This window comes from Anaerococcus sp. Marseille-P9784 (assembly GCF_902500265.1).
In the GTDB taxonomy this organism is placed as follows: Bacteria; Bacillota; Clostridia; order Tissierellales; family Peptoniphilaceae; genus Anaerococcus.
Genome location: NZ_CABVOZ010000003.1, coordinates 425,602 through 432,500, shown reverse-complemented (window position 1 = coordinate 432,500; position 6,899 = coordinate 425,602). Strand labels below are relative to the sequence as shown.

Here is a 6,899-nt window from a genome sequence, read left to right as displayed (position 1 = left end):
AGCCATGTGGAGAGTGTGGTTTTGATGGAAAGATAAAAAATGATGAATTTTACATGCTTCGGATAGATTAAAATATATGACAGCAGGGAAGGAAATAATGGAGATATTATATGGATGCGCGAAAAGGAAATATCTATGAGATATTAAATGGAAATAAGCAGTTCTTAATTCCAGTTTATCAGAGATTTTATAGCTGGGATACCATCCAGTGCAAACGACTTTGGAACGATATTGTAGATATGCAGAAAAAGGGCAAAGTTGGTCATTTTGTGGGATCTATTGTTAACATTGCAGAACAGGCAATGCCAACAGGTGTTCAAAAATACATGATTATTGATGGTCAACAGCGAATGACTACCTTAACTCTGCTTCTTCTGGCTTTGCGCGATTATGCACTAAATAATCCGGCTGATAAAACAATAAATGCTCAACGTATAGATAATATGCTTTTAAAGAATGAGTATGAAGAAAATGATGAACGATATAAGCTGTTGTTAACTGAAACGGATAGAGATATTCTTATAAGACTAGTCGAGAAAAAACCGATTAGAGAAGGCATTAGGTCAAGACTTATAGAAAATTATAACTTTTTTGTAGGCAAGATTGCCGATAAAGAAATTAAACCTGCTGAGGTATATGAGTCAATTGGAAAATTACAAATTGTTAATATCACATTAGATCGAGCTGTTGATGATGCACAAGCAATTTTTGAAAGTTTAAATTCAACGGGTAAGGAACTTTCTGAATCTGACTTGATTCGTAACTATATTTTGATGGGACTGGAACCTTCAGAGCAAACTTATGTGTATGAACATCTTTGGAGACCTATGGAACAACTTTTTGTCTATGAAACTCAAGGAACAGTAATGGATGCTTTCTTTCGTCATTACTTGACTATGAAAATTTCTCGTATTCCAAAGTTGGGACGTGTATATGAAGAATTTAAGCTTTATCATTTGAACTGTGAATTTGAATCTATAAGAGAACTATGTCAAGATTTGCTGGAGTTCGCAAAGTATTATACAGACATTGTATTCATAAGAAATAGTGATACAGATTTTAAAAAGTTATATGAAGATATTATTGATTTAAAAATGGAAGTATCCTATCCATTCTTATTGAAAATTCATCGTGATTTCGGAGAAGGGATAATTACATCAGACGAGCTTAAGGAAATTCTAAAACTTTGCATTAGTTATGTATTAAGACGTTCGATTTGTGAGATCCCTACTAACTCATTGAACAAAACATTTGCAACTATGAAGAATTATATTAGATCAAATGATTACATAAATTCTGTCAAGGCATTCTTCTTGATGCAAGATTCTTACAAAGAATTCCCGGATAACGATAAGTTTGAAATTGCATTTGTGAGTCGTGATATTTACAATATGCGTAATAGAAATTATATTCTTAGTCGTTTGGAAAATTTTGAAAACAAAGCTCCAATTATAATAGAAAATTACACAATTGAGCATATTATGCCACAGAACAAAAATCTTTCTTTAGAATGGCAAGCTGATCTTGGTGATGAGTGGCATGAGGTTCAGAAAAAATATTTACATACAATTGGCAATCTTACTTTGACTGCATATAATTCTGAAATGAGCGATAGGCCTTTCTTAGAGAAGATGGATATGTCGGGAGGATTTAAAGAAAGTGCGCTTAGACTTAATAAATATGTTGTTTTACAAAATGAGTGGAATGAAAAACATATAAAAGAGAGAGCAAAGGAATTAGCGAATAAAGCTAAATCTATTTGGCCATATCCAAGTTTAACGGCTGAAAAACTTGCACAATATCAAGTAGAAGAAAAAATAACTCAGAAGTATTCCTTGGAAACATATGATATGAATGATATGGTAAAAAAGCTATTTGAATCTTTGGATAAGCGAATTATGAATCTATCTCCGGCTGTAAAAAAGGAATATAAAAAGTTGTATGTTGCATATAAGCTGGATACTAATTTTGTGGATATTGTTCCCAAGAAATATAGATTGCGTCTTTCGATTAATATGAAGTTTCCGGATATTATTGATCCTAATGGTATTTGCAGAGATATTACTGGAATTGGACGTTGGGGAAATGGCGATGTAGAACTGTTTATGGAAGACAAGGATCAATTAGATCAAATTATGGAAATTGTGAAACAATCCTTTGATGCTCAGGGAGAGTAATGATTTTTCGAAGCTAAAGAAGCTTCACATCTAAAAAGAAAAAAATTAAGCCGACTACAAACTTGAAATCAATAGGTTTAGATATTTTAAATCAGATAATTATATGATTGATTTTTAGAAATTAATGTTTAAAAATATCTTTCAAATACTTACTTGTATAAAGTAGAAATATTTTGAAAAGGCCTTAGCAACACTTTGTATATTATGGTAGCTAGTATCAACGATATGGATGGGATATGAGTTAAGATAAGTTAGAATTTAAATAGTATAGAATGATTTAATAAAATCTCTAGTTAGAAGACTGAAAAACAGTAGTGGGTATAATACTCACAAGATTTTATCTATATCAAAGAATTTTATAAAATTTCGAGGGAGATGGGAAATGCGAATTATTAAATATAGCAAGTCTGAGGAAGCTTTAAATATAGCTACTCACGTTTTAGGATTTATCCTAAGCCTGATATTTTTTTTACCAGTAGTCATTAAAGCTTATAGTGACAAAGACATAATTAGATTTTTAGCCTGGTTAATTTATTTTATAGCCATAGCCATAATGTTTTTATCTTCAAGCCTCTATCACTCTATGACCAATCCCTTAGCAAGGACGATCTTTAGGGCAATTGATCACGGAGTAATCTATTTGACAATTGCAGGCTCATATACTCCGATTATCTTAATTGGCTTAAGGTCTACTTTTTCCATAGTTATATTTGTTTTAATATGGATTTTGGCATTAATAGGCATAGGAATGAACATAACAGCCTTTACTGCAGGCAAAGAAGATAAGATAAATAAAGCTTCTATGGTTATATATATGGCAATGGGCTGGATATCACTTTTACTTATCTATCAGATTTATAAATATATAGGTATATACTATATTTTATTTTTGGTACTTGGTGGACTTTTCTATACCATAGGAGCAATTTTTAATTCAATAAAAAAGATACCATACAATCATGCTATATGGCATATTTTTATACTGGTAGCAACCTTTGTCATGTTTTATGGCAACTATAGGTTTTTAGGGTGATAGAAAAAAAGATTAAAGTAAGCATAAAATCAAAAGTTAAGTAATTAATAAAGAAATTAGCTAAAGAGACAAAAACAGAACTAGTACAAACAATCATAAAAACTCAAATCTCATACACTGACCACTAAAGCTTTGTGGAGAGTGTGGTATTGATGGCGAGAAATTAGAATCATTGGGAGATAAAATGTTAACTAACGAAGGCTTTGATTTATGGGCAGATGATTACGATGAATGCGTTGATATTTCTGATAATAGTAAAGCCAGTAGTTGCAAATAGCCATAATGTAATTATGGACATAAAAAACAGATCAAGAAAAAATATATTAGCTTTCCAAAAAAACTAACAAATGAAGTTTCAAAGAAACAACTTCTAACATCTCAAGGGAAAATTAATTCGACATTAGCAGATTTATTAAAAAAATTCAAATACTATCGTTTATCCATTTACATATTTTCTTTAGCTTCATTAATGGAAATAATGCTATCTGGTAATTTTAAAGAAGAATACATTGAAAACACTAAAAACGAAATAGAAAAATTATCATCGAAGTATAGAGATTATTTTAACGAAGCTTCCTTATATATAGAAAAAATATCTAAGAACGGAGTTGAGGCAAATTTATTTAAAGGAATAGGATTAGCTGGAAAAACAGCAGGAAAATTTATAGGAAATATTCCGTTAATTAAAAAAGGCCCAGTTGATGAGTTTTTAAAAGCTAAGGGAGAAAATTTATACAAGGATGCTCAAGAAATAGAAAAAAACCTTGTGAGAAACTTTGCAGCACTTGCAAATCCAGGCACAAGAATGCTAATAGAGAAGATAGAAGATTTAAATTATATTTATAATCGCACGAATCAAATTTGCTTTAACAAAGACTCTATTTTCTTTTTATCATAAAACCATTATCAGCAGAAAATGTATAGAAATGATATTCAGAATATGATTTTGTAGTATATTATTTTCAATATAATTATAATATCTTTAGGAATATGCAAGGCTTTTAGGATTTATAAATCTTAAAAGCTTTTTCTTTATTAATAATTATCAGCATAAAGAAAAAATAATTTTTATATTGACAATTATCGAGTATCGATATATAATTAATTTAACAAATATCGATAGTCGATATTTTAAAGGAGATTTCTTTATGTTTAGATTTAGATTTTTAACTTATACTAATTTTGCTCTTGTAGAAAAATGGTATGAAGATATGGCAAAAGATGGCTGGAAAATTGAAAAAATTTTCTTATCATTTATCCACAGGTTTAAAAAAGTAGACCCAGAAAATGTAAAATATAAAATTTCTATCGCCCCAAATGAAGGAACATTTACTGCTCTTACTAAAGATGAAAGAAAAGATTTTGATAATATGGCGGACGAATATGGTTGGCATCTTATAGATAGGTCTTTTAATATGAATCTTTATAGGCTAGATAAAGATGGGGCAGATTCTTTATATAATGATAGCTTAGATGAAATAGGGATCTTAAATAAGGCAATTAGAGGAGAGATAATATCAATTAGTTTTTCGGCTTTTATATTTGCGATTTTATCTTTTTTTATCCTAGGTTCCTTTAATTCTAGTGAAATATATTATTCTAATTATCCTTTGTTTATGGCACCAGCGAGTATTTTTCTTTTAGTATTTATAATATTAAGCCTTTTTGATTTTATAAGTTTTAGAAAAAGAAATAAGGATACAAAAGACATTAGAGATTTTAAATTTTCTAAACTTAGTTTTTCTAAAATCTTTGTATTTTTAGCCATAATACCTTTAATTTTGACGGCAATGGCATGGATATCATCAATATTAGTTCCAATAGGAAGTTCTGATGGCTTATCAAGATTTTTATTAATTCTTCCCAATATTTTCCTATTGTTTTTAGTTTATTTTCTTGTTAAGAAAATTAAGCTTATGGATGCCAAAAAGAAGAGCAAGAAGCTTATTTTAGGATTAATAATAGTTTCGCTCACTATTGCTGCAAGCGCTCTGACATTTTTTGTAATGAATAATATTGACAATAAAGTAGAAAAAGAAGACCATATAGGTAATTTTTCTGTAAGTTCTGAAAGAAAAAGCATACTAACACAAAGTTGTAAGCATTATTCGTCTAAAGACTATAATCTCGATGTAAGAAAAACTCTAGTAAAATCAGAGAAACTAGGAAAAGATTTATTTGAAAAAATTGTAAAAAATGCAAAAAATCATCCTTATAGGGCAGATTTTGTAAAAGTTATTTCCAAATCATATCCTTATGAGAAAACATATATGTTATCTAATGAGAACGAATATTTGATTTTAGATAATAACGTTGTTTTGGAAATTAATGGAGATTTTAAAGACAATAAAGCTCAAAAAGACATAGAAAAAATTTTAGGGGAGAAATAATGGCAAGAGATCAATTTCAAACCTTAACCGAGCCTATGTATTTTATCTTATTGGCATTAGGAAAAATCAGAAATGGAGCAGAAATCACCTCTTGGGTTAGCCAAATCACAAATAGAAGAATAAACTTAGCACCAGGAACCCTTTATGCTCTCTTAGCTCAGTTTTTAGAAAATGACCTAATAAAAAGAGTCGAAACAAACAAAAAAGGCAAATATTACACAATTACAGATGAAGGCAAAAAACTCTTAGAAGAAGAAGTTCAAAGACTTAGACTTTTAATTGACAATTACGAGAAATATTTTGATAAATAAATGATAGTAATTATACAAAATTTTATTATTAATAAAATTTTAAAATATTTTCTGCTGAAAGATCTAGTTTTATGAGAAAAATCTCATTTAAAAATTATATATAAAAGATATAAGATTATTATTTTGGGTATAATATTAATATTAGTTAATAAATAAAAGGAGGAAGATAATGAGATTTGAAAATAAAGTTCTTATAATTACAGGAGCATCATCTGGAGTTGGTAGAAGTGCAAGTATCATGGCAGCAAAAGAAGGAGCAAAAGTTTATTCTGTTGCTAGAAGAGAAGAAAAATTGCTAGATCTAAGAGATGAAGTGAAAGCTTTAAACTGCCAAGGTGAAATAATTCCTGTTGTATGCGATGTTTCAAAAAAAGAAGACGTAGATAAACTTTTTGAAAAAGTAAGTAAAGAAAATGAAAAGCTAGACGTTCTTGTAGCAAATGCTGGAGTAATGGATAAATTTGAACCAGTTACTCATTGCGAGGAAGATACATTCGATTGGATTTTTAATGTAAATGTAAAAGGTTCTTTCAGATTATTTAAAGGAGCAATACCTTTAATGAAAGATGGTGGCGCAATCGTTGCTACAACTTCAATTGCTGGAATTAGAGGTGGTAAAGCTGGAGTGGCTTATACAATGTCTAAAAATGCCATTCACGGACTTGTAAGAAATACAGCAGCTATGTATGCAAATGATAAAATTCGATGCAATGCGGTAGCACCTGGTGGTATTGCAACAGAAATTCTTGAAAATCTAAACGATGTTGATGAAAAAGGAATGGAAGTTGTAATGAGAGGACCAAAACTTGACAAAATGGTAGCAACGGCTGAAGAGATAGCTTCAAATCTACTTTTCCTAGCTTCAGACCAAGCCTCCAATATTAACGGACAAATATTAGTATCCGATGGTGGATTAACTGTAATGTAAGTTAACCTTATAAAATTACAAGAGCCTGTCATTTGACAAGCTCTTTTTTTGTTTTTTAGA

At 29.7% G+C, this 6,899-nt stretch carries 6 protein-coding genes; all 6 read left to right on the top strand.

Features of this window, described 5'->3' with window-relative positions:
* Positions 1-110 precede the first annotated feature (110 nt).
* The 6 genes from GAN53_RS08725 to GAN53_RS08700 all read left to right on the top strand — a co-directional run bounded on the left by GAN53_RS08725 (position 111) and on the right by GAN53_RS08700 (position 6,839).
* On the top strand, positions 111-2,177 hold the full coding sequence (locus tag GAN53_RS08725) for a DUF262 and DUF1524 domain-containing protein (RefSeq protein ID WP_151410708.1): 2,067 nt from the start codon (positions 111-113) through the stop codon (positions 2,175-2,177).
* A gap of 382 nt (positions 2,178-2,559) precedes the next feature.
* A complete protein-coding gene (gene trhA / locus GAN53_RS08720; RefSeq protein WP_151410707.1) occupies positions 2,560-3,210 on the top strand; it encodes a PAQR family membrane homeostasis protein TrhA in 651 nt (216 codons plus the stop codon).
* Positions 3,211-3,679: 469 nt separating this feature from the next.
* On the top strand, positions 3,680-4,108 hold the full coding sequence (locus tag GAN53_RS08715; RefSeq protein ID WP_151410706.1) for a hypothetical protein: 429 nt from the start codon (positions 3,680-3,682) through the stop codon (positions 4,106-4,108).
* Between the two features lie 250 nt (positions 4,109-4,358).
* Positions 4,359-5,600, top strand: a complete 1,242-nt coding sequence (locus tag GAN53_RS08710) for a DUF2812 domain-containing protein (RefSeq protein ID WP_151410705.1) — start codon at positions 4,359-4,361, stop codon at positions 5,598-5,600.
* Complete coding sequence (locus tag GAN53_RS08705) at positions 5,600-5,911, top strand: PadR family transcriptional regulator (protein WP_151410704.1); 312 nt, start codon at positions 5,600-5,602, stop codon at positions 5,909-5,911. Before GAN53_RS08710 ends, GAN53_RS08705 begins: the two co-directional genes overlap by 1 nt.
* A 169-nt stretch (positions 5,912-6,080) precedes the next feature.
* Positions 6,081-6,839: an SDR family oxidoreductase gene (locus GAN53_RS08700; RefSeq protein WP_151410703.1), complete on the top strand. Its 759-nt coding sequence runs from the start codon at positions 6,081-6,083 to the stop codon at positions 6,837-6,839.
* Positions 6,840-6,899 lie beyond the last annotated feature (60 nt).

Bases quoted from the DNA above. Each gene is read 5' to 3' on its own strand.
- GAN53_RS08705 (WP_151410704.1), top strand. From the start codon at position 5,600: ATGGCAAGAGATCAATTTCAAACCTTAACCGAGCCTATGTATTTTATC.
- GAN53_RS08710 (WP_151410705.1), top strand. From the start codon at position 4,359: ATGTTTAGATTTAGATTTTTAACTTATACTAATTTTGCTCTTGTAGAA.
- GAN53_RS08700 (WP_151410703.1), top strand. From the start codon at position 6,081: ATGAGATTTGAAAATAAAGTTCTTATAATTACAGGAGCATCATCTGGA.
- GAN53_RS08725 (WP_151410708.1), top strand. From the start codon at position 111: ATGGATGCGCGAAAAGGAAATATCTATGAGATATTAAATGGAAATAAG.
- GAN53_RS08715 (WP_151410706.1), top strand. From the start codon at position 3,680: ATGGAAATAATGCTATCTGGTAATTTTAAAGAAGAATACATTGAAAAC.
- trhA (WP_151410707.1), top strand. From the start codon at position 2,560: ATGCGAATTATTAAATATAGCAAGTCTGAGGAAGCTTTAAATATAGCT.